Genomic DNA, 25645 nt, shown 5'->3' with positions numbered 1-25645 from the left:
GGGAATAAATTTTGCTTACTGAGGAAGAATTATTAAGTGATTATCGTTATCAAAGAGCGCAGTTGGAAGAGCAGGAAGATGAACTAAGAGGGGGAGAACGGTCAGTTAACACTTTGATTGAGCAAGCAACGAATGAAATTGATCGTATGCTGCAAGAAGTAGATGGTGACGTTTCTGAAGCTTATGATTTTTCTCGTTATCGATTGAATCAATTCTCACAAGAAATGGCAGAAGCGTTTGAAACTGAAAAAAGAACGGTTCAAAATAAAATTGAACAATCTGAACTGGAGTATAACCGACAATTTAGACAGTTACAAGAAAAGAGGTAAGAATGGATATTGTAGATCAGTTGATTAAAAAAGCACAAAAAGAATTACAAAAAATTCAAATTCAAACTTTAGGAAAGACAGGAACTGTCAGTAGCTATAAACAACGAGAAAAGCGACAAAAAAGTGCAAAATTAGAATCAGAAACAGCTAAAAATTCTATTTCTAAAAATTCAGCAGAACTTAAAGAAGCAATTAAAGGAAAGTTTAGTGATAAATTAACGGAAATTTTTGAAGAGCAAAAACGGATGTTAGATAATATTTGAAATACTGATACAAATCATAATTACGACGGTGAAAAAAAAGCAGACTATTAATAGTCTGCTTTTTTTTAATTATAGATTCTATGAAGAGGTCAATATTTATCCTTTATCCGCACCAGCTGTGATTCCATTGACATAGAATTTTTGCATGATGACAAATAGGATTGTGATCGGGATGGCGATGATGACACAGCCTGCGATAAATTGTGTGAAGAAGGCTGTGGCAGCTCCTTTTTGAGAGTGAACCATGCTATACAAACCATAGGCAATTGTAAAGGTTTCTGGATGAGCTTGGTTATTTCCTAAAATGATTCCAGAAAAGATGAAGTCTGTCCATGGAGCAATGAATGCCATTAAAGCGGTATAAACAATGATTGGACGTGAAAGTGGCAGGGTGATGTGCGTGAAAACTTGCCATTTGTTTGCCCCATCAATTGTTGCAGCCTCGTCAATTGAACGTGGAATGGTATCAAAGAAACCTTTAGCAATATAGAAACCTAAGCCAGCTCCACCTACATAAACCAGTATCAAACCACCGAGATTTAACATGTTCATTGCTTTTAAAATATAGTAAAGAGCAATCATTGACATGAACCCTGGAAACATTCCAAGAACGAGGGCGATTTGCAAGAATGGTTTACGGAAAGCAAAACGTAAACGAGATAGCGTGTACGACATGATAATCGTAATAAAGGTAGAAAGTGTAGCAGAGATAACCGCTACGATAAAGGTGTTAATAATCCATGAAACGAATGGGAAACTACCACTTTTATTTTGGAAAAGTTGAATGTAATTCTCAAAGGTAAATGTTTTTGGAATGATTGTTGAGACAAAACCTGTATTATTTTGTGTCAGACTGGCTAAGACAATCCAAATAATTGGGAAAATCCATACAATAGCTAAGAGAGCGAGTAGAATATATCTCAATGTTAGCGAGATACGGCGTTGCGTTTTATAAGATTTCATTTCAATTAGCCCTCCTTAAATGCATTGGTACGACGGTATGCTACTAATGAAATAGATGCATTAACAATGAAAATCAAGATACCAAGAACAGCGGCAGCGTTGTAACGTTGAGTTTGACCAAAGACGAGGTTGTAGAGCCAAGTAACAAGAAGGTCGGTTGAACCTGCTCCTTGGTAGTTTGGATTCATTGGCCAACCTTGCGTTAGTAGATAAATAACATTGAAGTTATTGATGTTACCAATAAATTGTTGAATCAATGCAGGAGTCATAACAAAGAGAATCTGAGGAAAAGTGATAGAACGGAAGATATTTAAACTATTTGCTCCATCAATACGTGCAGCTTCGATTTGGTCTTGGGGAAGGTTTTGGATAATTGCTGTAGATACAAGCATTGAAACAGGGATACCAATCCACATATTAACAAATATAACAGTGATTCTTGCAACCATTGGGTCAGAAGCCGCACCAATAAAGTTGATTGGATTAGAAATTAGATGAAGATTCATCAAAATTCCATTAAAAGCTCCTTGTTGGTCCAAAAATTGTGCCATCATTAATAGGGTTACAAATTGTGGAACGGCAAAGACGATAACAAAAACTGTTCTCCAGAATCCTTTAAATTTAATTCCAGTTGACTCAATGAGTAAGGCAAGTAAAACACCACCGAGAAATGTTGTTGCTGTTGCTACAATTGCCCATACTAATGTCCAACCAAGAACGGGGAAGAATGTTCCCGCTAAATCCCCGGTTAAGACATTACCAAAGGCTTGAAAACCGGTCCATGAGAAAGCAGTAGCATGTAGACGATCATAATTTGTGAAAGCCATCGAAATCATGTAAACAGTAGGCAAAACAGTGAAAGCTAGAACTCCAATTAAAGGAACAGCCATTAATGTCGCATAGAGTTTTTCATCAAGTAGGGATGCAAGTTCTTCTCTATTCGTAGGAATATGTTTGCCTTCCCGCTCTAAATAGTAGAGATGTTTGTTTGAACGATAGTTGAACCAGTAAAGTAAAATAAAGAGAACAACGACAAGACAAGCAATGAGTCCCCAAAGTAAAATCAAAACAGAGTGATCAGGTTGAATAATAACTGGAAAGCCATTGGCGTCTGTTGTTTCTTTAAGTGTTTTATTTGGACCTAAGCTGCTCAAAAGAGAAAACGCACTAAGTCCAGAGAAAAGAAGCCAACCAATAAATGCAATTTCAAGAATTAAGAAAGTAAATCCTTTTACCCACTGTTTGTTTTTTATTTGATTCAGGCCCATCACGAAGAAAGTTAATTTTGTAATGGTATTACCTTTTTGGAAAACTTCACGTAGTTTAATAGATTTTTCTTCAGGAGAAACATTACTTTCGGTTTGTTTTCTTTTTTTCTTTTTAGTCATAATATTTCCTTTTATAAATTAAGAGGTCAGGCTGAAGGAGCCCAACCTCTTATTCACATATAACCATTAGATTAGCTCTTATTTTGAGATAGAATCTTGGAATTTTTGTAATTGAGCTTGATAGTCAGTTGCTTTGATTGAACCAGTGTAAGCACCATTGATAAGTGGAGCAGCATTGTTCCAGAAAGTTGCCATTTGTGGAAGTTTAGGCATTACAACAGAATTTCCTTCTTTTGCCATTGTAATTACAGCTTTAGTGGCATCAGAACTTTTAACAGCGTCGTCTTTTTGTGCATCAAGATTAGTTGGAACATCTCCTTGAGAATTGAAGAGTTTCAATTGAGCTGCTTTAGTCGTCAAATATTGAGCAACAGTTTGAGAAGCAGCTTGGTCTTTAGTTGCTGAATTTACTGCAAAACCTTTGATTCCTTGGAAGGCTTCTAATTGTTTTTGTTCTCCGTTGAGTGTAATTGTAGGGTAAGGAGCAACTGCAAAATTATCGCCTAAAATCTTTTTGATATTTGCAGTATCCCAAGGTCCGTCTATAATTGCATCAGCTTTTCCAGATTGAAGTTGGTTCAAAGCATTTGAAGTTTGCATGACATTTTTATTTGCTTTTTGGTCAGCAAACCATTTCATTGCAGTCACACCTTTATCAGAAGCAACGTTTGTACCAGTTACATCTTCACCAGAAGCACCAAAGAGTTGTGTTCCAGCAGAGAAGAAGACAGGATAGAAGTTATAGGCATTAGTAAAGTCAGTTGCAAATACAGCTTTTGATGTCATTGTATCCCAAGATTTTACGTCATCAGCTGATAATTTTGATTTGTTATAGAAAAGAACTTGTGCTTCAGTTGATTTAGGGAAAGCATAAACTTTATCTTTATAAGTTACACCAGCAACAGTAATTTTAGAGTTATCATTTTTGATTTCGTCAGCAAATTTAGTTGCAACTGGGCTGATAAATCCTTTATCTGCCATATCACCAAGTTGATCATTTGGTACAGCGAAGACGTCAGCATATTTAGATGGATCTTTTGCGATGTCAGTTTTAGCATTTGCTGAACCAGAAGCATTGGCAATAATTTGAACTTTAAGGTCTGGATATTTTGAAGTTAATCCTTTAGCAACGTCTGTGTATGTTGCTTTTTGTTGTGTATCTACATAGACACGAACTGTTCCTTTAATGCTGTCTGAGCTAGAAGAGGATGATGATTTGTTAGAACTTGCTGATGAACCGCAAGCTGCGAGGGTTGCGAGGGCGAGTACGGATGCTCCACCAAGAGCAACTTTTTTCCATGATTTCATTTTGTGTTTCCTCCTAATGAAAACGGTTTATTTTATACACTCCTCATTTTACGCAACCGTTTGCTTTTTGTCAAGGAAAAAAATATTACATTTTGATTACTTGAAAATTGGTTTATACCGACTGTTGAGCGTATTCTTTAGACGGGTAAATAGAGCCCTTTAAAAAATAAAATGCAAAAACATTCGCAAACGGTTGCGTCAATGAAAGCGTTATGATAAAATATGGTTAATGTGAGATTTATCTTCTCCAGATGTGGTGGAAATGACACTATCGAAAAGTGAGTATAAATGGACTGACTTTTCACTGTCCGTGAGATTAATTGAGAATAGTTTGAGACAGTACAGCCATCAAAAAAATTTGGAGGTTCTATTATGAACAAAGCCGCAATTTATCATCGTCCTGAATCAGAGTTTGCTTATCTTTATGCAAAAAATCTGATGCATGTTCGTCTTCAAACACAAAAGTCTGATGTGGAAAAAGTCGAATTATTTTATGGAGACCCTTATTCGTGGGAAGGCCAAGATAAGCCTGATACACAGTACTGGGCTAGTCAAAAAGTAGAGATGAAAAAGTATCTTTCTACTAATATTAGCGATTATTTTGAGGCCGAAATTACTGTTGCAACAAAACGTGTGGATTACTTATTCGTCATCACTGGTTTGGATGGAGAAAAAGTAGTTTATACTGACCAAGGAATGTTTGATTATGATGAAGCCTTGGTAACTCAAAAATATGGAGCTTTTCGTTTGCCATATTTCCATGAAAGTGACCGATTTAAAGCACCTGAATGGGTCAAAGAAACAGTTTGGTATCAAATTTTCCCTGAACGCTTTGCCAATGGCGATACAAGCAATGACCCTGAAGGAACGAAAGCTTGGAATCCCCAAGATGTTCCCGACCGTCAAGATTTTTATGGGGGAGATTTGCAAGGGGTGATTGATCATCTGGAACATTTGACTGAACTTGGTGTGAATGGTATTTACTTTACCCCTATTTTCCAAGCTTTTTCTAATCATAAATATGATACAGAAGATTATATGGAAATTGACAAGCAATTTGGGGATAAGGAATTGTTTAAAACTTTGGTGAAAGAAGCACATGCGCGTGGTATTAAAGTCATGTTAGATGCAGTCTTTAACCATATTGGTGACACTTCTGCTCAATGGCAAGATGTTTTGAAAAATCAAGAAAAATCAAAATTTGCGGATTGGTTCCATGTTAATAGCTGGCCAGCAACTTACACACCAACTGATGATTTTGAAAATGCGGAAAATGCAACTTATGATACTTTTGCCTTTACTCCACACATGCCAAAACTCAATACTGCTAATCCTGAAGTTGAAGCATATCTTTTAAAAGTAGCTGATTATTGGATTTCTGAGTTTGATATTGATGCTTGGCGTTTGGATGTGGCGGATGAAGTAGACCATACTTTCTGGAAAAAATTCCGCACAACTTGTGACGCGGCAAAAGATGATTTTTATATTTTAGGGGAAGTTTGGCACTCTGCTCAACCTTGGTTAGTTGGCGACGAATTCTCTGCTGTTATGAATTATGCCTATACCGATGCGATTAAAGATGGTTTGATTACTAAGAAAATTTCTTTAGAACAAATGGTCTCTAATATTAATACGCAACTTACATTATATCGTAAGCAAGTCAATCAAATGATGTTTAATGTTTTAGATTCTCATGATACCCCAAGAATTTTGACTGTTGCTAAAAATAATAAAAACCTGATGAAATTGGTGGAAACGTTCACCTTCATGCAACCAGGTGTGCCTTGTATTTATTATGGAGATGAGTATGCAGTGACTGGTGGAATGGATCCTGAGTGTCGCAAGTGTATGCCTTGGGATGAAAAAAATCAAGATTTAGAGATGTTTGAATTCTTTAAAAATCTGATTGAGTTGCGCAAGCAATATCAAGAAATTTTAAGTGATTCAGAAGTAGAATGGAAAATCGTAGATTCAGAAAATGGCATTGTGAAATTTGAACGTGGAACTTTGAAAGCTATTTTCAATATTGGTGAAAAACCGGCTTATTTTTCGGCTGATGAAGTGGTTTTCTCTAATTTGGTTGATCAAAATAATATTTTACAATATGGTTTTGTAATCTATAAATAGAAAATGAGTTCTGTCAGTTCAATGCAACCGAGGGGAGTCATTGAATCGGTGAATAAAGAAACTATCGGCTTTGCTGATAGTTTTGTCAGTGAAAATTGCTGACAGAATCGTTGGTTTAGTGAGTATTTTACTGACGGTTATCAACTGATAAAGTTGTCAGTAAAATTTAATTGAGTTCGTCCTCCTATATCCTAGGAAAATAGATAAATCTCTCCAAGGAACTTCGTTTCTTTACGTGATTTCCTTATTTTCTACGGATATGAACAGTCGGACTCACATCTTAATGGAGTAGTGAAATATGAAAAAAAATTGGTGGCAAAAAACAGTCGTTTATCAGATTTATCCTCGTTCTTTTATGGATGCTAATGGTGATGGTGTTGGTGATTTGCAAGGAATTATCTCTAAATTAGATTATCTTGAAAAACTTGGAATTGGTGCCATTTGGTTGAGTCCAGTTTATCAATCGCCAATGGATGATAATGGTTATGATATTTCTGATTATCAAGCAATTGCTGATGTTTTTGGAACGATGGCGGACATGGATGAATTGCTCTTGGAAGCTAAAAAGCGAAACATTCAAATTGTTATGGATTTGGTAGTTAATCATACTTCCGATGAACATAAGTGGTTTGTGGAAGCTAGAAAATCAAAAGATAATGATTATCGTGATTATTATATTTGGGCTGATGAACCCAATGGTTTGCAATCTACCTTTTCTGGTTCTGCTTGGGAATTTGACGAGGAGACAGGTCAATATTTCCTTCATCTTTTTAGCAAGCGTCAGCCAGATTTAAACTGGGAAAATCCTCAGGTTCATCAAGAAGTTTATGACATGATGAATTTCTGGATTGATAAGGGAATCGGCGGTTTTCGCATGGATGTGATTGATTTGATTGGGAAAGAAATTGACCAAGAAATCACAGGAAATGGGCCTAAATTACATGAGTATTTGCATGAAATGAATCAGGCAACTTTTGGTCAGAAAAATTTGTTGACTGTGGGTGAAACTTGGGGAGCAACACCAGAGATTGCGGAACTTTATTCTGACCCTAAACGTCAAGAGTTATCAATGGTTTTCCAATTTGAACACATCACAAATGCTTATCTTGATGAGGGTGAAAAATGGGATAAAAAGGAATTTTCAGTTTCAAAACTTAAAGAAATTTTAGCCAAATGGCAAGCTTTAGAAAAAGGTTGGAATTCACTTTTTTGGAATAATCATGATTTACCACGGATTGTCTCAAATTGGGGAAATGATGGAAAATATCGTTTGAAATCAGCCAAAGCTTTTGCGATTTTATTGCATTTGATGAAAGGAACGCCTTATATTTATCAAGGTGAAGAACTTGGTATGACGAATTATCCTTTTGAATCAATTGAAGAAGTCAATGATATTGAGTCACGGAATATGTTTGCTGAACGCTTAGCTGCTGGTCATTCTGAAAATGAAATCATGGATTCAATTCGTCGTGTTGGCCGTGATAATGCAAGAACACCGATGCAATGGACGGCTGGAGAAAATGCAGGTTTTACTGATGGGAAACCTTGGCTGGCTGTCAATCCTAATCATGAAGAAATTAATGCTGACCAAGCCATGAGTGATCCTGATTCTATTTTTTATACTTATCAAAAGTTGATTGAACTTCGTAAACAACATGATTGGGTTATTTATGGGGACTTCAAGTTGATTGATTCTGAGGATGATGTTTTTACTTATTTGCGGACTTATCAGGGGAAAAAATACTTGGTCGTTGCCAATTTATCTGATGAAGAAAATCAATTTAAAACAGGATTTGTCTGTCGTGACTTATTGATTCACAATGAAAATTTCCTGCCTGAAATTTCTCAAATTAAATTAAAAGCTTGGGAAGCATTTGCTTGTGAAGTTGAATAGTTAAAGCCCAGAAGGGTGAGGTGAAAATGAGCGAATTTAAGAAAATGGTTGCTGGCAAACTCTACAAAGCAAGTAAAGTTGAACCAGAATATAAACCTGATAAAAATCGAGCATTAAATCAAAAAATTAATCAACTCAATCTGCTTGATATAGAAAAAATTGTGGCACTTGAAAAAGAACTTTTTGGTCAAACTGGCGATGAGATATTTGTAAATCCGCCGCTTTACATCGACTATGGGAAAAATACAAGAATTGGTCAACGCTTTTATGCCAATATGGACTGTATCTTTCTGGATGTTGCTCCGATTACGATTGGCGATGATGTGATGTTTGGACCTCGTGTCAGTCTGATTACGGCTTCTCATCCAATTGATGCCGGAGTTCGACAGCGTGGACTAGAATATGGAAAAGCAATAACGATTGGCGACCGAGTTTGGCTCGGTGCAGGAGTGATTGTTAATCCGGGCGTTACGATTGGCGAAAATACAATTGTGGGCTCGGGAACGGTAGTGACAAAAAATTTGCCAGCAAATGTGATTGCAGTAGGTAATCCAGCACGAATTCTCCGCGAAATTACTGATTCTGACCGACTTTACTGGGAAAAAAAAGAGAACGAATATTATGAAAAATAAGCTTTTACTTCTGTCAGTAACTTTACTGGCGACGTGTGCTTTAAGTGCTTGTCAAAAAGCAAATTCAAAAGATTCATCAGTAAAAAAAGCGGCTGTCAGCCAAAAGGTTGATACGAGTTTGTATCGTAATTTTTATGAAATATTTACGAGTTCATTTGCCGATTCAAATCATGATGGCGAAGGTGATTTAAATGGGGTCACGCAACATTTAGATTATCTCAATACGGGGAATAAAAATTCTACAACAGATTTGAAAGTGCAAGGACTTTGGATGACCCCAATCTTTGCTAGTCCAAGCTATCATGGCTATGATGTCAGCAATTACGAAGAAATTAATCCTAAGTTTGGCACAATGACTGATTTTGAAAATCTGATTGCTCAAGCTAAAAAAAGAGGAATTGCTGTGATTTTGGACATGCCATTTAACCACACGGCAACTGACAATGTCTGGTTTCAAAAAGCACTAGCTGGCGACAAGAAATATATGGCTTATTATAATTGGTCGGACACAGCAAAAGAGGGTTACAGTCTAGCTAGCAATGGAAAATACTATGAGTCAGAGTTTGATAAATCAATGCCAGACCTCAATCTTGCCAATCCTGAGGTCAAAAAAGAAATTGTAAAAATTACGAAATTTTGGTTAGACAAAGGTGTTTCTGGTTTTCGTTTGGACGCTGTCGGTTTTTATTTCTCAAATGATGATAAAAAAACGACGGCCTTTACCAAATGGCTGACAGATACGGTCAAAAAGCAAAATCCAAAAGCTTATTTAGTGGGTGAAGTTTTTTCAACGGCTTCGGCAATTGATGATATTTATCAGTCAGGTATTGATTCTTTATTTGACTTTCCAAATGCTTTGCAATCAAGTTCAAGTCCAATTAATTCGGCTTTAGTCTTAGGTGAGGGTTCTTTATTTGGTCAGCAAATCGAAGCTTGGGACCAAGAAATTCATGCTGACAACCCGAAAGCCATTGACGCTCCTTTTTTGAGTAATCATGACACAGATCGGTCAGCTACGCTTTTAAGCTCTTTAGCCATGCAAAAAATGGCTGCTCAAACTTACCTTTTGATGCCGGGAAATCCATTTATTTACTACGGCGAAGAATTGGGGCTGACAGGTTCTGGTATTGACCAAAACAAACGTTTGCCAATGCAATGGTCGGCTGATGGAGCAAATTCGCCTAAGGCAAATGTTGCGGTTCCTGGTGCGACTGAAACTGCCACAACTGACGGAGGTTCGGTGGCTCAGCAAGAAGCCAATCCAAATTCGCTACTTAATTGGTACAAAAAAATCTTGCGAGTCAAAGCAAAATATCCTGAGATTGCGACTGCCAGGCTGAAAAATATTTCTGTCAGTAAAGATAGCTTGTCTGTCATTAATTATGGAAAGGATTTGACCATTGTCAATAATTTTTCAGATAAAGAAAGTATGACAGTGAAACTCCCGAAAGGAGTTGTCGGCAAAAAAATTACTGACCAACTTTCTGGTGGTGGAGTCCAAGCGACATTGACTGATGGAAAATTGACAATTCCAGCTTACAGTACAGTTATTTTGAAAAAATAAATAAGTTCAGTTTAGGGACTTTAAAAATGAAAATGTAAAACTATGAAAAAAACAAAAACAAATGATTTTCACAAGATGGTCGGTTATCAGATTTATCCAAAATCTTTCAAAGATAGCAATGGCGATGGGCTGGGAGATATTAAGGGAATAATTGAAAAATTACCTTATTTGCGAGAACTGGGTGTTGATTTTCTCTGGATTAATCCCATTTATAAGAGTCCACAAATTGATGGGGGCTACGATATTTCTGATTTTTATGCCATTGATGAAATGTTTGGAACGCTTGATGATTTCCAAACATTGTTAAAAGAAGCGCATGATTTAGACCTGAAAATAATGTTGGACTTGGTGGTTAACCACACCTCAGACCAGCATCCTTGGTTCATAGAAAGTCAAAAATCAAAAGATAATCCTTATCGTGATTACTATTTGTGGGAAGATGCGAGTCCTAATCAGATGCCAAATGAGTGGATTTCCTTTTTTGGCGGCTCAACTTGGGCTTATGATGAAAAAACAAAACAAGCCTATTTTCATGTATTTGCCAAGGAGCAGCCTGATTTGAACTGGAAAAATCCTAAAGTTCGTCAGGAAATTTACAAAATGATTTGTTGGTGGTTGGATTTGGGAATAGATGGATTTAGGTTAGACGCCATTTCTCATATTCAAAAGATGCCTTGGTCTTATAAAATTAAATCTTGGAAGGGTAATGGTCCATGGATTCCTTTTATGAATGTTGCTGGAATTGAAACTTACATGGCTGAGTTAAAAGCGATATTTGATGAATATGGGGCTTTGACAGTTGGTGAGGCTTCGGGTGTACAATCCACAGAAGCGCCAGACTGGACTGATGAATCTGGCTATATCAATATGATTTTTGAATTAGAGCATAACGTCAGAAAAGCCAATGACCAGAGTCAAGGAGATACCTATGGCTACAAAAAAGTCATCATGCGTTGGCAAGAAGATTTGCTTTCACGAGGATGGAATGCTTTGTATATCGAAAATCATGACCAACCGCGAAGTATTGATACTTTTGGCAATGGCTCAATAGAATCAGCCAAGGCACTAGCGGTATCTTACATGCTTTTACGTGGGACGCCTTTCATTTATCAAGGGCAGGAATTCGGCATGAGCAATTTCCCATTTACTGACAGTAAGCAATTGAGGTCTGATGAGATAATTAAACAATATGACCAATTATTGACAAAATTATCAGAAAAAAAGGCTTTAGAAGAGGTCAGTAAAAACAGTCGTGAACATTCTCGGACGCCTCTGCAGTGGAATGATTCCGAAAATGCCGGATTTACGACGGGACATCCTTGGATGGAAATAAATCCTAACTTTTCTGAAATTAATCGTCAAACCAACCAAGAACTGATTGAACTTTATAAAAACTTAATTGAATTACGGCATAAAGAAACTGCAATCTCGGATGGCCCTATCCATTTTCATTTCAAACGGCACCCGCAAGTTTTGGTTTACGAGCGAGATGAATTTTTAATTATTGTCAATTTGGCTGATAAAAAAGCACATTTGGATTTCTCAAAGATTGCCAATTTTGCTGATGGGGAAACTATTAATTATCAACAAGTTCTGGGCAGCTCAAATAGTCCATTTCAAGAAAAGATGGTTCTGTTAGCCTGGGAATATCGGGTTTATAAAAAATAGAAGGTGAGAACAAAAAAAGATTATGAAACAAATCAAAAGAATTATGGGCATTGACCCTTGGAAAATCACATCAAATCAGATTGAAAAAGAAGACCGACGGTTGCAAGAATCACTCACTTCCATCGGTAACGGCTACATGGGAATGCGTGGAAATTTCAGTGAAACTTATAGTGGGGATAGTCACCAAGGAACTTACATTGCAGGAGTTTGGTTTCCAGACAAAACGCGTGTAGGTTGGTGGAAAAATGGCTACCCTGAGTATTTTGGAAAAGCCATCAATGCATTGAATTTTGCTTCTGTTAGAGTTTTTATAGATGACAAAGAAGTGGATTTAGCAGCAAGTCACGTGACTGATTTTAATCTGTCGCTTGATATGCAAAAAGGTGTACTCACTTATACTTATGTAGCTTACGGGGTGCGCGTCACTGCCGAACGCTTTTTCTCAATTGCTCAACAAGAACTTGCAGTTTTTGCTTTTATGTTTGAAAGTCTAGATGGTGAAATACATCAAATCCGGACAGCCTCCGTCATTGATGCAAATGTTCGTAATGAAGATTCTAACTATGATGAAAAATTTTGGACAGTGAAGAATCTTGATAATACAGCAACAGGGTCATTTATCGTAACTGAAACTATCCCAAATCCTTTTGGCGTTGAACAATTTACTGTAGCAGCTAAACAAAGCTTTGCAGGTGATTTTGCTCGAGTAAAGCAAGAAACGAGAGAATCTTCAGTTTTAGATGTTTATGAAGCAAAATTAGTAGAAAATGCCCCACTTACTTTTATCAAAAATGTTTTAGTTGTCACGAGTCGCGATATTAAACCGTCAAATTTAACAAAAGTTCTCTCAAATTTAACGCTTGAAATTTCAAAGAAAACTTATAATGAGTTTTATAAAGAACAAGAAGAAGCTTGGGCTAAACGTTGGGAAATTGCAGACGTACAAATTGATGGTTCAGCAGAAGCTCAACAAGGAATTCGATTTAATCTATTCCAACTTTTCTCAACCTATTACGGCGAAGATGAACGCTTAAACATCGGTCCTAAAGGATTTACTGGAGAAAAATACGGTGGAGCAACTTATTGGGATACGGAAGCCTATGCTGTTCCTTTATACTTGGCACTTTCTGATGAAAAAGTAGCAAAAAATCTTTTGAAATATCGTCACAATCAACTTCCACAAGCACAACATAATGCCCGCCAACAAGGCCTTAAAGGTGCCTTGTATCCAATGGTTACATTTACAGGTGTCGAATGTCACAACGAATGGGAAATTACTTTTGAAGAAATCCACCGTAATGGAGCCATGGCATATGCGATTTACAACTACACTAACTATACAGGAGATGAAACTTATCTAGCTCAAGAAGGTTTAGAAGTTCTAGTTGAAATTGCTCGTTTCTGGGCAGACCGTGTGCATTATAGCCAACGAAATGATAAATATATGATTCATGGAGTCACAGGACCAAATGAATATGAAAATAATATCAATAATAACTGGTACACTAATAAATTGGCAGCTTGGGTTTTGACTTATACTGCTGAAAGTTTGGAAAAATATCCTCGTACGGATTTGATTTCAAGCGAAGAAGTTGCTCATTGGGGCGAAATTGTGGATAAAATGTATTATCCAGAAGATAAAGAATTAGGAATTTTTGTCCAACATGATGGTTATTTAGATAAAGATTTAACGCCAGTGGCCCAACTTGACCCTAAAAATCTTCCATTGAACCAAAACTGGTCTTGGGATAAAGTATTACGTAGTCCATATATTAAACAAGCAGATGTTCTTCAAGGAATTTATTTCTTTGGCAATCAATTTTCAATGGCTGAAAAACAACGCAATTTTGATTTTTATGAACCTTTGACTGTTCATGAAAGTTCACTTTCTCCTTCAATTCATGCGATTTTGGCGGCAGAGCTTGGCATGGAAGATAAGGCAGTTGAAATGTATGAACGGACAGCTCGTCTTGATTTGGATAATTATAACAATGATACAGAAGATGGACTTCATATCACTTCAATGACAGGTTCCTGGTTGGCGATTGTTCATGGATTTGCTCAAATGAAAACTTGGGAGGCTCAATTGAGTTTTGCACCATTTTTACCACAAGCATGGACAGGATATGCCTTCCACATTAACTATCGTGGACGCTTATTGAAAATTTCAGTCGGTCAAGAAGTAAAAATTGAATTATTGCGTGGACAAGCTTTAAGTCTTAAGATTTATGGTGAAACTGTAGAATTGAGTGATTCTTATATTACAAAAACAAGGTAATTTGATTGCTTTAGATGACTTTTTTATCAAAAATCTAAAAAATAGTTGAAAATTAGTCTAAAATTTGGCAAAATAAAATTTGAAAGATTCAAAAAAGAATAGAGAAAGGAGCGCTGAGTTGAGCTAGCTTCGGCTAGTTTCAAGTGAAAATATGGCAGTTACAATTAAAGATGTTGCAAAAAAAGCTGGAGTCAATGCTTCCACGGTAAGTCGAGTCATTAAAGACAGTTCAGAAATTTCGGATAAAACGAAAGTAAAAGTTCGCAAAGCTATGCATGAATTGGGTTATCGTCGTAATGCAGCGGCTCAGATTCTGGCTTCCGGAAAAACAAATACCATTGGAGTTGTCTTTCCCCCAGTCGCCGACAAAGCAAGTCAACCTTTCTTTATGAAAATTTTGACCTCAATCAATGAAACCGCTCGGGATTATGATGTGTCGATTGCTATCGCGACGGGACATTCGGTCGGAGAATTAAAGAAGCAAGTTGAACTTCAATTTTCCGAAAAACGGGTTGATGGATTCATTGTGCTTTATGCTGGAAAAAGTGATGAAGTTCGAGATTATCTTTTAGAAAATAAGGTTCCTTTTGTTCTAGTAGGAACGCCAACAGAAGGTAAAAATGAAATTACACATGTGGATAATGATAATATGCTCCTTGGGCGTGAAGCTGTTCGACTTTTAGCCCAATTAAATCATCAGAATATCTCATTTGTAACAGATACGAAAGAAACAGAAGTTTTTGAAGAGCGTTATCAAGGCTTTAAAGATGAAGCTGAAAGATTAGGTCTCAGCCACGATTTATTATTCATGGATAGTAATTTTTCACTAAGAAATGAAACAGCATTAGTGGTTATGGATGATGTCCTATCTTTAAAAGTGGTGGAGCGTTTACGAAGTCAAGGACTAAATGTTCCAGAAGATGTAAGTCTCATTACTTACAACAATTCCATTTTTGGGGCAATGATTCACCCTTATCTCACAACCTTTGATATTCATATTGAACAATTGGGGGCAAGTGCCATCAAGAAAATTTTAGATTTACGAGATAATAAAGAAAACTTACCAGAAAAAACAATCATTCCTTTTGAATTAATTGTTCGGGAATCAACAAAAGCTAGAATTTGAGTTCTAGCTTTTTTAGTTTTGTTTAAGATAGGGTTAAGCCTAGTACAAGACAAAAATATGATAATAGTGTAAAATAATAGAAAGGAATGGGCGCGGTTTTATTGACTTTTCAGCCAATTTAACCAAAAATAATTTATAAATTATTTGCCTTAAAAAATGTGAAAAGGGATGGATTCAATGATTAAAATTTTATTAGTGGAGGACGATTTATCACTCTCTAAATCTGTTTACGATTTCTTAAAATCTTTTGCACAAGTGAAACAAGTTTATGATGGAGTTGAAGGACTCTACGAAGCAGAATTGGGAATTTATGATTTGATTTTGCTTGATTTGATGCTTCCAGAAAAAAATGGTTTTGAAGTCTTAAAAGAACTCCGTGAACAAAATGTGGATACACCTGTCTTAATTATGACTGCCAAAGAATCTTTGGATGATAAAATGCATGGTTTTGATATTGGGGCAGATGATTATTTAACAAAACCTTTCTATTTAGATGAACTTAAAGCACGAATTCAAGCACTTTTAAAACGGACAGGGAAATTGGAAGATTCCAATGGTTTGTCTTATGGAAATATTCGTTTGAATTTATCAAATAAATCAACTTTAGTTGATGACCAACCTGTTGATTTAATTGGTAAAGAGTTTGATTTAGTCGTTTATTTAATGCAAAACCAAAATGTTATTTTGCCAAAAGAGCAGATTTTTGACCGGATTTGGGGTTATGATAGTGACACAACTGTGACGGTTGTTGAGGTTTATATGAGTAAAATCCGGAAAAAATTGAAAGATACAGAATTTGTCAATAATCTTTCAACTTTGCGAAATGTTGGCTATATCTTGAGATAAAATTTTACTGACAGCTTATGGATTTATAAAAACTTATCTATAAACTAAAACTGTGACTTCGGTCAGTTTATTGTGCCAAGAAACAAGCTTAACGTAGATATGAACTCAGCTTGTCCAATAAGTCAGTGCTAACGAGATGGCCCCAATGCTGAAAGGAGTCAATAAATCGCTAGCTAAAAGAACTGTCAGTAAATCTATCTAGAAATGAGACCTCTTTGAAGAATATAATTAAAAAAGTTAAATCTTCAGCTATCGTAAAAAATGATGGGAAAAATTTCCTTCATTTTTTTCTAGCTTTTACAGTGATCTTTGTCGCCCTAGCCGTGATTATTATTCAAGTCATGCAATTGGGAATGTACAGGGCGACTGACCAAAATTTACATAATTTAGCTCAAAATCGAGTGTTTTTGGAAGAAGCTGCCAATAATCAATTTGGTACGAGTGATTCACAAGATAGTGGATTTTATGGGCCAAATAATAGTGTTATTTTTTATGACTCAGAAGGAAAGAGTTTCATGCCCTCATCAGAATCAAACGGACGAATCAGTACCAACTTTGTGATGAGTCGTTTGCAAAAGGCTATGAAATTTAATGAAAAACAAATTAATACCATTCAGACTGTTTCAGTAAAAAATCCCTATGGTGATAACTGGCATTATCGTTATTTGACCACTTCGCAATTTATTATTACAAATTCTGATGGGACAGTCACGCCAGTTTACGTGCAGATATTTTCAAATGTGGATCAAATTCAAGATGCAATGAGTCGGGCGATGTGGGTCATCGTGACCACAATGATTACTTTCTGGATTCTGTCAGTAATTATCAGTTTATATCTTGCAAATTGGACCTTAAAACCAATTTTAGCGGCTTATGAAAAACAAAAAGAGTTTGTTGAAAATGCGTCACATGAATTGAGAACGCCTTTAGCAATCTTGCAAAATCGCCTAGAATTACTTTTCCAAAAACCAACGGCAACAATTATAGACGAATCTGAAAATATCTCCGAAAGTTTATCCGAAGTTCGTAATATGCGATTGTTGACCTCAAATCTGTTGAACTTGGCAAGACGTGATTCTGGAATAAAGATTGAACCAGAGCCCACAACGGCAACCTACTTTGAAAATATTTTCAATAGTTATGAAATGCTTACCGAAAATGCAGGCAAAAAGTTTTCAGGAAACTTGAAATTAGAAGGCACAGTTAATTTGGACCAAGCGCTCATTAAGCAGTTGCTGACGATATTATTTGATAACGCCTTGAAATATACTGACAGTGAAGGTGAAATTTCGGTGGACGTGATAAAAAATGGCGGCTTCCTAACTTTTGCAGTTGCTGATAATGGTGAAGGAATTTCTGATGAAGATAAGAAAAAAATCTTTGACCGATTTTTCCGAGTAGATAAAGCACGAACTCGCCAAAAAGGTGGCTTAGGTTTGGGACTTTCTTTGGCCAAACAAATTGTTGAAGCCTATAATGGGAAAATAACAGTTGAAGATAATAAACCTAAAGGAACAAAATTCATTGTCAAGATTCGTGTGGACAGCACAATTTCAAATCCTGCAAAAATTTTCCAAAAGTTGTAAAATATGAGAGAAAAAAATTACTGACAAATTATGATAAGATAATAGTATCATCCAAATTATGACAATTTTGTCAGTCAATTTACTAGTTTTTTAAAGGCGAATACTGTCAGTAAAAACTAAGTAAATCTATAAAGGAGAAAAATCAAAAATGTCAGTTTTAGAAAAAATAGACAGCCCAGCAGATTTAAAAAAGATTTCAAATAAAGAATTAGAAGAATTAGCTTCAGAAATTCGAGCAGCAGTCCTTCACAAAGTATCAAATGTCGGTGGTCACGTTGGTCCAAATTTGGGCGTGACTGAATTAACGATTGCCCTTCACAAAGTTTTCGATTCACCAGTTGATAAGTTTATTTGGGATGTTTCCCACCAAACTTATCCACACAAAATTTTGACTGGACGTAAAAATGGATTTACTGATGGACATTTCCATGACATTACTCCTTATACCAGTCAAAGAGAGTCTGAGCACGACTTTTTCACCGTTGGACATACCTCAACATCCATTGCTAATGCCTTAGGTTATGCCAAAGCGCGTGATTTGACAAAGGATAAAGGAAATATTATTGCGGTAATTGGCGATGGTTCAATTTCAGGTGGACTTGCTATGGAAGCTCTCAATAACGCTGGAGATTTCCAAGGAAACCTGATCATTTTATTCAATGATAATCAAATGTCAATTGCTGAAAACCATGGGGGACTTTACCGTAATCTAGCCGAACTTCGGGCGACAAATGGTCAAGCTGAAAATAACTTCTTTAAAACATTTGGTTTAGATTATAAATATTTAGAAAATGGAAATGATATTGAATCACTTATCAACTTATTTGAAGAAGTAAAAGATATTGATCATCCAATCGTTCTTCATATCCATACTGAAAAAGGTCGTGGTTACCAACCAGCCCTTGAAAATAAGGAAGCTTTCCACTGGCATATGCCCTTTGATCTTGAAACAGGTCAATCGAAAGTGACTGATTCTGGCAAATCTTATAGCTCTATCATGTTAGATTACATGGACAAAAAAGTTTCAGAAGGTTTGCCACTTGTAGCTATCAATGCAGCAATCCCTGGAATTTTTGGCTTGAAACAATTTGCAGCTAAATATCCAGACCGTTATATTGACGCTGGAATTGCCGAACAATTTACCATAACATTTGGTGGGGCAATGGCTGCAGCTGGTGCTCGTCCAATCATTTTCCACAATTCTACCTTTGTGCAACGAGCTTATGACCAATTTTGGCATGATTTAGCAATTAATGAAGAACCAGCGATTGTCATTGTTAAAGGTGGGGTTATTTCAGGTTCAGATGAAACGCACCAAGGCTCATCAGCCATGACTTGGATTTCAAACATTCCAAATATCAAATATCTTGCTCCAACATCTGAAGAAGAATTCATTTCAATTCTCGATTGGGCACTTGACCAACATGAAGAACCAGTCGTTATTCAAATGCCAGAACATGGATTAGAATCACGTCCAACAGTTCTAACAGATTTTTCGACGAGTTCATATCAAATGACAAAAGCTGGTGAAAAAGTTGCCATTTTGGCTCTTGGTGGACTTTATTCACATGGTGAAAAAGTCGCTAAGATTTTAGCTGAAAATGGAGTTAATCCTACACTTGTTAATCCAATTTTCATCAATGATTTGGACCAAGCTTTCCTTGAAAACTTAGTTGAAAATCATCAAGTGATTGCCACTATCGAAGATGGAATTCTTGACGGAGGATTTGGTCAAAAAGTAGCCTCATTCCTCGGGAAATATGATGTGAAAGTTTTAAATTTTGGAGCGAAACGTGAATTTAATGATTCTGTTCCTGTTGCTGAACTTTATGACCGCTACCACCTTACCCCTGAATTGATGGTTGCTGATATTCTGAGCCTTTTAAAATAAAAACTTTTACTGACAAAGTCCCAATCATTTCTGTCAGTAAAAAATAAATTACTGACTAAGTCTGTCAGTAAAATTAAGGAGAATGAGTATAGATTCTTTCTTAATAATAAAGTGAAATAGATGAAAAAAGTATTAGTGAAAGCAGTACATGGCTATCAACGTTGGATTTCTCCAGCCTTGCCCCCAGCCTGTCGCTATTATCCTACCTGTTCCAATTACATGATTCAGGCAATAGAAAAACATGGACCAGCCAAAGGATTGGCGATGGGAACAGCACGGATTTTACGTTGTCACCCTTTTTGCCAACCAGGCTATGATTTAGTTCCAGAACATTTTAGTCTCCGTCGTAATTGGGCAGAGCCTGAAAAAAAAGAAGAAGAGGACTCAAAATAGTTTTGAGTCTTTTTTATTTATTGAAAAAATTCTAATAAAAAACAAGATGAAATCGCTATCAAAAACAATTAAAAAATGGTAAAATGAAAAAAAGAATAAAAAAGGAGTGTCATCTATTATGCCATTTAGTAAAGATTTTCTCTGGGGCGGAGCTACCGCAGCTAATCAATGTGAAGGCGGCTATAATCAAGGAGGACGTGGACTTGCTAACGTTGATCTTGTGCCTCACGGAAAAGACCGTTTTCCAATTATTACAGGGGAAATGAAGCACCTTGAATTTGACGAGGAACATTTCTATCCTGCAAAAGAAGCGATTGATATGTATCACCATTGGAAAGATGACCTCGCCCTTTTTGCTGAAATGGGCTTTAAGACCTATCGAATGTCAATTGCTTGGACACGAATTTTCCCCAAAGGAGATGAACAAGAACCAAACGAAGAAGGTTTGCAATTTTACGAAGATATTTTTAAAGAATGCAAACGTTTAGGAATTGAGCCATTAGTTACTATTACTCACTTTGATTGTCCAGTTCATTTGATTAAAGAATATGGGGGCTGGCGTAATCGAAAAATGGTTGGCTTTTATGAAAATCTGGCGAGAACAATTTTTACTCGCTATAAAGGATTGGTTCGCTATTGGCTGACATTTAATGAGATTAATATGCTACTCCATGCTCCATTCATGGGGGCAGGACTTGTCTTTGAAGAAGGGGAAAATAAAGAACAAGCCAAGTATTTGGCTGCTTATCATGAACTTTTGGCTTCAGCTTTGGCAACAAAAATAGCTCATGAAATTGATCCAGAAAATAAAATTGGCTGTATGTTGGCCGCTGGCGAATATTATCCATTTGATTGTAATCCAGAAAATGTGTTGGAAGCTCAAAAACAAAATCATGACAATCTCTTTTTCATTGATGTCCAATCGCGTGGGAAATATCCTAACTATCTTCTAAAAAGATTAGAACGTGAGGATGTTCAACTTCCAATTGAAGCGGGTGATTTAGAAATTTTAGCAGAAAATACTGTTGATTTTATTTCATTTAGCTATTATTCTAGTCGAGTGGCTAAGATAAAAGACAAGGACGCAGATAAGTCAGCTGGTAATATTTTTGAGTCTGTCACTAATCCCTATTTAAAGGCAAGTGAATGGGGCTGGCAAATTGACCCTCTTGGACTCCGAATTACAATGAATTCTATTTATGATCGTTATCAAAAACCACTGTTTGTTGTTGAAAATGGTTTAGGAGCTCTTGATAAACCAGATGAAAATGGCTTTGTAGCAGATGACTATCGAATTGATTACATGGCTGCTCACATCAAAGAAATGAAAAAAGCGGTTGAACTTGATGGTGTTGAACTACTCGGATATACTTCTTGGGGATGTATTGACTTGGTTTCAGCAGGTACTGGTGAAATGAGTAAACGTTACGGATTCATCTATGTTGACCGAGATGATTTTGGTAAAGGAACTTTGAAACGGACACCTAAGAAGTCATTTGATTGGTATAAAAAAGTGATTGCAAGTAATGGTGAAGATTTAACAAATGAATGATTGATAAAAGGGGGATTTTCCCTCTTTTTTTATCAAATAAACATTTCTTTGAATTTGAGTTTTTTATCAAGCAAGAAAAATTTACAATAGTTAGGCAAGTGTCCATTAAAAGGAAGCAGTGCTAGAACTTTTTTATGAAATATGATAAAATCGTGTATTGCGTAATTTTTAAATCCGCAGTCATGAAGTATGAAAAAGCCTCGATGATATTTAAGAAATTTAAAAAGTTACAAGTGAGATAAGAATGATGAGGATAAGAAGTGAAAAGTATAAAAAATACCTGGAAGTTGTTTGCCCTAGACTGGAAACGAATTTTTAAAAATCCTGTGGCGACCTTTTTAATCGTTGCCTTAATGATAATTCCCTCTTTATATGCTTGGTTTAACATTAAAGCCTTGTGGGACCCTTATGCCAATACCTCGCAATTGCCAATTGCAGTCTACAGTGCAGATAAACCTGCTAGTTTTCAAGATAAAACCATAAACATTGGTGATGAAGTTCTGAAGAATTTAAAGAAAAATCATCAATTAGGTTGGAAATTTGTAGATTCTAAAGCAGAATTAGACAAAGGAGTTAAATCCGGAAAATACTATGCTGGAATTTACTTACCAAAGGATTTTTCAAAAGACCTTTTAAGTTTTACAACCGGTGATATTAAAAAGCCACAAATAGTTTATTCTATTAATGAAAAGATAAATGCTATTGCTCCCAAAATAACCTCTAAGGGTGCTTCATCTCTTCAATCACAGATTTCTGAAGAGTTTATTAATACGGCAAGTAGTACACTCTTAAAAACCTTTAATACGATTGGTTACGATATTGATAAAAATATGGTCAGCATTCAAAAGGTTAAGTCAGCAATTTTATCAACAAACGATAATCTAGGAACCATTGACAAATACACCCAACAAGTGGTTGACCTTCATGGTAAAATGCCAGAAATCAAAGAAAAACTGGCTAAAGCTAACGAATTTATTACTTATTTACCCGAAGTTGATTCTTTAGGTCAAAAAGTAATTAGTTTGAATGATAAAATGCCTGAAATTGATAAAAGTTTGTCACTTGTTTTGACTCTTCAAGAAAAAATTCCTGAAATTCAAAACGCTGGTAAACAAATTTCGATGATTGATGAAGACTTTGCGTCAGTTGAAAGTACTATGACCCAAGGAATTCAAGAAGCAAAAGACGGCTTGCAAATCATCAATCAAGTCCAAAAATCAATGCCAGACATTCAAAAATTAGGACAAGATGCAGATAGTTTAGGGACTGTGACATTGGATGCAGCGAAAAAAATGCAGAGCGCATTGCCTAGTATCACGAATAGCGTTCAAATCACTCTACAGTCTATTCAAGAATTTTCAAAAAATACTTCCTCAGTTCTCGCTGTTATTGACCAAGCAATAGCTGATAATCAGCTCACAGATGAAGAAAAAGAACAAATAAATAGTTTAATTACCAACTTTATTAACAATATCGCCCGACAAAGAGAAGCAATTCAAAATATTGTTGATTACATGAAACAAGTCCAAGAGAGCAATGGAAGTCATGATTTAGACTCAACAATTGAGCAACTCAGTAATCTTGATTCTTTACTGTCAGGACTTAGTACTAGAATGAATCATCTGAATGAGTTAGTACAAAATGGTGATGTATCTGAAATTCGTGCTTACTTATCCCAAATTAATGATGTGGTTACTAAAATCTCTAATTTAGTTGATAATATTGATGTGAGTGGAATTAGTAAAACAATTGATACAGTTTTAACAAGTTTGACTAAAACAATCACTGATGCCAAAGGTTTATTAAATCAGGCTCAACAAATTGACTTTGAAGCTTTACTAAATTCAACAAGTCAAACAGTTTCTAATGCTATTACCATTTTAGAAAAATATCAAGGTGAAATGCCAGCCATCAAACAAGAAATTCATGATGCAAACTTGATGTTAAATGGAAACATGACGACAATTGTCAATGCAATTAACGAAGGGGCTAGTCTTTATAAAAATGAATTCCCTATCCTTAAAACTAAGTTGGGCACAGCTTCTGATTTCTTTAAAAATGATTATGCTGGTGTTCGTAAAGATTTAACAGATACCTTAACAATGGCAAATGAGAAAATGCCTGACGTCGAGTCTGCTTTGAATCAAGCCAATAGTTTAATCCAAAATGACTGGCCTGAAATCAAATCGGGCATTCAAAAAGCAGCAACAGCCATTCAAAAAGGTGAAAAAGAAGTTGATTTAGGAGAGATTGTTAAACTTCTAAAACTTGATGCTACTAAAGAGAGTGACTTTTTGACCCAACCAGTAGAAGTGCAAGAAAATCAAGTTTATCCTATTGCCAACAATGGTTCGGCAAGTACACCTTTCTACACAGCGCTTTGTTTGTGGGTCGGTGCAGTCTTACTTTCAAGTTTGGCAACAACAGAGGTTCATCTATCAGATAAAGATAAAAAACGTTATTCTAAACGTGAACAATTCTTTGCTCGAATGGGAAGTTTCGTAGCCATTGGACTTGCTCAAGCCTTGATTGTAACCTTAGGAAACTACTTTGGTTTAGGGGTAGATGTACGAGACCCATTCTACAGCGTCCTCTTTGCATTACTGATATCCATCGCCTTTATGATTATGGTTTATGTTCTAGTCGCGCTATTTGGTAATGTTGGTAAAGGAATAGCGATTATTATCCTTGTACTTTCCATTTCTGGTGGTGGTGGGAACTATCCAATCCAAGTTTCTGGAAAATTCTTCCAAGCCATTAATCCTTATTTACCATTTACCCACGCTGTTAATCTTTTACGAGAATCGGCTGGAGGGATTTATTGGCCAAACGCTTGGTTTGCAATAATTATCCTTGTGGCAGTATCAATTGTATTTGTTGCAATTGGGGCCTTTCTCTTCCCACACTTTGAAGATAAAACGAAGAAAATTTCTGAAATCGGAAGTAAGAGTCATTTCTTCCATTAAAATATAAAAAATTGCTGACCTTGTGGCCAGTAATTTTTTTATATTTTATCAATCATAATCAGTAAATAGTAGCATAGAAGTTGTGCTATAATAAGTCTATGACTAAAGTAAACGAAGAACGTGTGCAAGAAATCTTTAATAGTATTTCATCAGATTATGATAAAATGAACGCCATTATCAGTTTTAAACAGCATGATTTATGGCGGGCTAAAACAATGAAAAGAATGGGAGATTTAACTGGTCTGTCTATTCTTGATTTGTGTTGTGGAACTGGAGACTGGACTTTTGATTTATCTGAAAGTGTTGGCCCTTCTGGTAAAGTAATTGGTCTTGATTTTTCAGAAAATATGCTCGAAATTGCTAAGGCTAAACTTAAAGAAGAAGCGAAGAAAAATATTGAATTTCTACAAGGAAATGCGATGGCTTTACCTTTTGAAAAAGGAAGCTTTGATGTAGTTACGATTGGTTATGGGCTAAGAAACACACCTGACTATCTTACTGTATTAAAAGAAATTTTTCGTGTCTTAAAACCAGGGGGCAGAGTGGTTTGTATCGAAACTTCACATCCCACATTGCCAATTTATAAACAAGCTTTTGAACTTTATTTTAAAAATGTCATGCCCTTTTTTGGTAAAGTTTTTGCCAAATCTTTAAAAGAATATCAATGGCTTCAAAAATCAGCAGAAGATTTTCCAGATGCCAAGACGCTTGAAGAACTTTTTAGAAAAGCTGGCTTTGTTGCCGTAGAATATCAAAAACATGGTGGTGGAGCAATCGCAAGTCATTTTGCCACTAAATCCAAAAAACCTAAATCAAATATTCGTATTGGTAAAAAGTAATCGGTCAATAAAAAAGAAAAATTTCGAGGAAA

Annotated in this window: 19 protein-coding genes; 16 read left to right on the top strand and 3 right to left on the bottom strand. The window is 36.0% G+C overall.

The features are described 5' to 3' along the window. Positions 1-11: 11 nt before the first annotated feature. Together KW2_RS08240 and KW2_RS08235 are read left to right on the top strand one after the other, a co-directional pair. On the top strand, positions 12-329 hold the full coding sequence (locus KW2_RS08240; protein ID WP_021037623.1) for a hypothetical protein: 318 nt from the start codon (positions 12-14) through the stop codon (positions 327-329). 2 nt (positions 330-331) lie between these two features. After that, complete coding sequence (locus KW2_RS08235) at positions 332-592, top strand: hypothetical protein (protein WP_021037622.1); 261 nt, start codon at positions 332-334, stop codon at positions 590-592. A gap of 96 nt (positions 593-688) precedes the next feature. Here KW2_RS08235 and KW2_RS08230 read toward each other — a convergent pair whose 3' ends face one another. The 3 genes from KW2_RS08230 to KW2_RS08220 all read right to left on the bottom strand — a co-directional run bounded on the left by KW2_RS08230 (position 689) and on the right by KW2_RS08220 (position 4251). Next, a complete protein-coding gene (locus KW2_RS08230) occupies positions 689-1555 on the bottom strand; it encodes a sugar ABC transporter permease (RefSeq protein ID WP_011834724.1) in 867 nt (288 codons plus the stop codon). A 5-nt stretch (positions 1556-1560) separates the two neighbouring features. After that, positions 1561-2943, bottom strand: coding sequence for a carbohydrate ABC transporter permease (locus KW2_RS08225; protein WP_021037621.1), 1383 nt, complete (start codon positions 2941-2943; stop codon positions 1561-1563). A gap of 78 nt (positions 2944-3021) precedes the next feature. Further along, positions 3022-4251, bottom strand: a complete 1230-nt coding sequence (locus tag KW2_RS08220; RefSeq protein WP_011834726.1) for an extracellular solute-binding protein — start codon at positions 4249-4251, stop codon at positions 3022-3024. Between the two features lie 372 nt (positions 4252-4623). On the opposite strand from KW2_RS08220, the gene KW2_RS08215 reads away from it, so the two are divergent. The 14 genes from KW2_RS08215 (at position 4624) to KW2_RS08150 (ending at position 25613) form a co-directional block, all read left to right on the top strand. Next, on the top strand, positions 4624-6378 hold the full coding sequence (locus KW2_RS08215; protein ID WP_021037620.1) for a glycoside hydrolase family 13 protein: 1755 nt from the start codon (positions 4624-4626) through the stop codon (positions 6376-6378). A gap of 298 nt (positions 6379-6676) precedes the next feature. After that, positions 6677-8272: a glycoside hydrolase family 13 protein gene (locus KW2_RS08210; RefSeq protein ID WP_021037619.1), complete on the top strand. Its 1596-nt coding sequence runs from the start codon at positions 6677-6679 to the stop codon at positions 8270-8272. A gap of 26 nt (positions 8273-8298) precedes the next feature. Further along, positions 8299-8904 carry a sugar O-acetyltransferase gene (locus KW2_RS08205; RefSeq protein ID WP_021037618.1) on the top strand — a complete coding sequence of 202 codons (606 nt, stop codon included), beginning with the start codon at positions 8299-8301 and terminating at the stop codon, positions 8902-8904. Then, positions 8894-10468 (top strand): alpha-amylase family glycosyl hydrolase, encoded by a 1575-nt coding sequence (locus KW2_RS08200; RefSeq protein WP_021037617.1) that lies wholly within the window; start codon positions 8894-8896, stop codon positions 10466-10468. Before KW2_RS08205 ends, KW2_RS08200 begins: the two co-directional genes overlap by 11 nt. A 42-nt stretch (positions 10469-10510) precedes the next feature. Beyond that, a complete protein-coding gene (locus tag KW2_RS08195; RefSeq protein WP_021037616.1) occupies positions 10511-12136 on the top strand; it encodes an alpha-glucosidase in 1626 nt (541 codons plus the stop codon). Positions 12137-12158: 22 nt separating this feature from the next. Continuing rightward, complete coding sequence (locus tag KW2_RS08190) at positions 12159-14414, top strand: glycoside hydrolase family 65 protein (protein ID WP_021037615.1); 2256 nt, start codon at positions 12159-12161, stop codon at positions 14412-14414. Between the two features lie 151 nt (positions 14415-14565). Beyond that, complete coding sequence (locus tag KW2_RS08185) at positions 14566-15540, top strand: LacI family DNA-binding transcriptional regulator (protein WP_011834733.1); 975 nt, start codon at positions 14566-14568, stop codon at positions 15538-15540. A 177-nt stretch (positions 15541-15717) separates the two neighbouring features. After that, complete coding sequence (locus KW2_RS08180) at positions 15718-16386, top strand: response regulator transcription factor (RefSeq protein WP_011834734.1); 669 nt, start codon at positions 15718-15720, stop codon at positions 16384-16386. A 215-nt stretch (positions 16387-16601) separates the two neighbouring features. Continuing rightward, positions 16602-17972: a sensor histidine kinase gene (locus KW2_RS08175; protein ID WP_011676680.1), complete on the top strand. Its 1371-nt coding sequence runs from the start codon at positions 16602-16604 to the stop codon at positions 17970-17972. A gap of 148 nt (positions 17973-18120) precedes the next feature. Beyond that, on the top strand, positions 18121-19863 hold the full coding sequence (locus KW2_RS08170) for a 1-deoxy-D-xylulose-5-phosphate synthase (protein ID WP_021037614.1): 1743 nt from the start codon (positions 18121-18123) through the stop codon (positions 19861-19863). A gap of 120 nt (positions 19864-19983) precedes the next feature. Continuing rightward, positions 19984-20256 carry a membrane protein insertion efficiency factor YidD gene (yidD, locus tag KW2_RS08165; RefSeq protein ID WP_021037613.1) on the top strand — a complete coding sequence of 91 codons (273 nt, stop codon included), beginning with the start codon at positions 19984-19986 and terminating at the stop codon, positions 20254-20256. A 118-nt stretch (positions 20257-20374) separates the two neighbouring features. Then, complete coding sequence (locus KW2_RS08160) at positions 20375-21808, top strand: 6-phospho-beta-glucosidase (protein ID WP_021037612.1); 1434 nt, start codon at positions 20375-20377, stop codon at positions 21806-21808. A gap of 260 nt (positions 21809-22068) precedes the next feature. Next, entirely contained in the window at positions 22069-24774 is a 2706-nt protein-coding gene (locus KW2_RS08155) for a YhgE/Pip domain-containing protein (protein WP_021037611.1), read from the top strand. A gap of 98 nt (positions 24775-24872) precedes the next feature. Further along, positions 24873-25613, top strand: a complete 741-nt coding sequence (locus tag KW2_RS08150) for a demethylmenaquinone methyltransferase (RefSeq protein WP_011676574.1) — start codon at positions 24873-24875, stop codon at positions 25611-25613. Positions 25614-25645: the final 32 nt, after the last annotated feature.

The sequence above is a fragment of the Lactococcus cremoris subsp. cremoris KW2 genome (assembly GCF_000468955.1).
Classification (GTDB): domain Bacteria; phylum Bacillota; class Bacilli; order Lactobacillales; family Streptococcaceae; genus Lactococcus; species Lactococcus cremoris.
The sequence above is the reverse complement of the archived record's forward strand: the minus strand, read 5'-3'. Positions and strand labels throughout refer to the sequence as shown.

What these genes read in the sequence shown, in the direction of transcription:
- KW2_RS08235 (WP_021037622.1), top strand. Translation starts at nt 332, where the DNA reads ATGGATATTGTAGATCAGTTGATTAAAAAAGCACAAAAAGAATTACAA.
- KW2_RS08230 (WP_011834724.1), bottom strand. Translation starts at nt 1,555, where the DNA reads ATGAAATCTTATAAAACGCAACGCCGTATCTCGCTAACATTGAGATAT.
- KW2_RS08225 (WP_021037621.1), bottom strand. Translation starts at nt 2,943, where the DNA reads ATGACTAAAAAGAAAAAAAGAAAACAAACCGAAAGTAATGTTTCTCCT.
- KW2_RS08220 (WP_011834726.1), bottom strand. Translation starts at nt 4,251, where the DNA reads ATGAAATCATGGAAAAAAGTTGCTCTTGGTGGAGCATCCGTACTCGCC.
- KW2_RS08215 (WP_021037620.1), top strand. Translation starts at nt 4,624, where the DNA reads ATGAACAAAGCCGCAATTTATCATCGTCCTGAATCAGAGTTTGCTTAT.
- KW2_RS08210 (WP_021037619.1), top strand. Translation starts at nt 6,677, where the DNA reads ATGAAAAAAAATTGGTGGCAAAAAACAGTCGTTTATCAGATTTATCCT.
- KW2_RS08205 (WP_021037618.1), top strand. Translation starts at nt 8,299, where the DNA reads ATGAGCGAATTTAAGAAAATGGTTGCTGGCAAACTCTACAAAGCAAGT.
- KW2_RS08200 (WP_021037617.1), top strand. Translation starts at nt 8,894, where the DNA reads ATGAAAAATAAGCTTTTACTTCTGTCAGTAACTTTACTGGCGACGTGT.
- KW2_RS08195 (WP_021037616.1), top strand. Translation starts at nt 10,511, where the DNA reads ATGAAAAAAACAAAAACAAATGATTTTCACAAGATGGTCGGTTATCAG.
- KW2_RS08190 (WP_021037615.1), top strand. Translation starts at nt 12,159, where the DNA reads ATGAAACAAATCAAAAGAATTATGGGCATTGACCCTTGGAAAATCACA.
- KW2_RS08185 (WP_011834733.1), top strand. Translation starts at nt 14,566, where the DNA reads ATGGCAGTTACAATTAAAGATGTTGCAAAAAAAGCTGGAGTCAATGCT.
- KW2_RS08180 (WP_011834734.1), top strand. Translation starts at nt 15,718, where the DNA reads ATGATTAAAATTTTATTAGTGGAGGACGATTTATCACTCTCTAAATCT.
- KW2_RS08170 (WP_021037614.1), top strand. Translation starts at nt 18,121, where the DNA reads ATGTCAGTTTTAGAAAAAATAGACAGCCCAGCAGATTTAAAAAAGATT.
- yidD (WP_021037613.1), top strand. Translation starts at nt 19,984, where the DNA reads ATGAAAAAAGTATTAGTGAAAGCAGTACATGGCTATCAACGTTGGATT.
- KW2_RS08160 (WP_021037612.1), top strand. Translation starts at nt 20,375, where the DNA reads ATGCCATTTAGTAAAGATTTTCTCTGGGGCGGAGCTACCGCAGCTAAT.
- KW2_RS08150 (WP_011676574.1), top strand. Translation starts at nt 24,873, where the DNA reads ATGACTAAAGTAAACGAAGAACGTGTGCAAGAAATCTTTAATAGTATT.